The following is a 1,550-nucleotide window of genomic DNA, read 5'->3' as shown; positions in this document are numbered from 1 at the left end:
TTGTCGTCGGTCACGATCTCGTCGAGGTAGGAATTTTCAGCGGCGCACAACGCGCACGGCGCGTTGAAGCGGTACGGCTCGAAGGGATGGTCCTCGAAGTCGAGCGACACAACTTGCGTATAGGGCGGGATCGCATAGATGCGCTTCTCGCGGCCGGCGCCGAACAGTTGCAGCGCCGGACAATTGTCCATCTTGGGATTGTCGAATTTGGGCGTCGGCGACGGGTCCATCACGTAGCGCGCATTGATCTTCACCGGATAGGCGTAAGCCGTCGCGATGTGGCCGAAGCGGGCGATGTCCTCGTAGAGCTTCACATGCATCAGGCCGTATTCGGCGAGCGCGTGCATGCGCCGCGTCTCCGTCTCGCGCGCCTCGAGGAAGCGCAGCGGCTCCGGGATCGGCACCTGGTAGACCAGCACCTGATTTGCGTGTAGCGACGTCTCCGGAATGCGGTGGCGGGTCTGGATCACGGTCGCATCGATCGTCGCCGTCGTCGTGGCGACGCCGGCGGTCTTGGCAAAGAACTTCCTGATCGAGATCGCATTGGTGGTGTCGTCGGAGCCCTGGTCGATCACCTTCAGCACGTCCTCGGGCCCGAGGATCGCGGCCGTCACCTGCACGCCGCCGGTGCCCCAGCCATAGGGCATCGGCATTTCACGGCTGGCGAACGGCACCTGATAGCCGGGGATCGCGATCGCCTTGAGGATCGCGCGGCGGATCATCCGCTTGGTCTGTTCGTCGAGATAAGCGAAATTGTAGGCGGGCGCGTTCATTCCGCGGCCTCCTTCATGGCATCGGGCGCATTGGCCTCAGTGAATTCCTTCCGCAGCTTGCGCAACAGGCCGAGCTCAGACTGGAAGTCGACATAATGCGGTAGCTTCAGATGCTCGACGAAGCCGGTAGCCTGGACGTTGTCCGAATGCGACATCACGAATTCTTCGTCTTGCGCGGGGGCGAGTGCCTCTTCGCCGAGCTCGCGCGCACGCAACGCGCGGTCGACCAGCGCCATCGACATCGTCTTGCGCTCGCTCTGGCCGAAGGCGAGGCCATAGCCGCGGGTGAAGCACGGCGCCTCCGTCGCGGAGCCCTTGAACTGATTGACCATCTGACACTCGGTGAGCTCGATCGAGCCGAGCGGCACGGCGAAGCCGACGTCTTCCGCGGAGAATTCAACCTCGACCTCACCGAAGCGAATCTCGCCGGCGAAGGGATGGTTGCGGCCGTAGCCGCGCTGGGTGGAATAGCCCATCGCCAGCAGAAAACCTTCGTCGCCACGCGCGAGATTTTGCAGGCGCAGGTCACGATCGGCGGGAAAATTGAGCGGCTCGCGAGTGAGATCGCCGACGCTGGCGCCGTCCTCAGCCTGAGGCGAGGATTCGATCAGCCCGTCGCGGCCGAGGATGTCGGTCACCCGCGGGGTTGGCGCAGACGATGCTTCGGCCGTCGCCGGTGTCTCCGGCACAAAGCCCTCGGCGAGCGAGGGATCGAGCAGGCGGTGGGTATAGTCGAAGGTCGGGCCGAGGATCTGGCCGCCGGGAATGTCCTTGAAG

The 1,550-nt window shown here is 64.1% G+C and carries 2 protein-coding genes; both read right to left on the bottom strand.

What is annotated here, in order from left to right:
- A partial coding sequence (locus IVB32_RS21915; RefSeq protein ID WP_247411413.1) for an alpha-D-ribose 1-methylphosphonate 5-phosphate C-P-lyase PhnJ occupies nucleotides 1-773 on the bottom strand: 773 nt, incomplete at its 3' end.
- On the bottom strand, nucleotides 770-1,550 hold a 781-nt coding region (locus IVB32_RS21910), incomplete at its 5' end, for a carbon-phosphorus lyase complex subunit PhnI (RefSeq protein WP_247411412.1). The genes IVB32_RS21910 and IVB32_RS21915, both read right to left, overlap by 4 nt.

It is taken from the genome of Bradyrhizobium sp. 23, from assembly GCF_023073295.1.
Taxonomy (GTDB): Bacteria; Pseudomonadota; Alphaproteobacteria; order Rhizobiales; family Xanthobacteraceae; genus Bradyrhizobium; species Bradyrhizobium canariense_D.
This window is presented reverse-complemented; position numbering and strand designations above follow the sequence as displayed.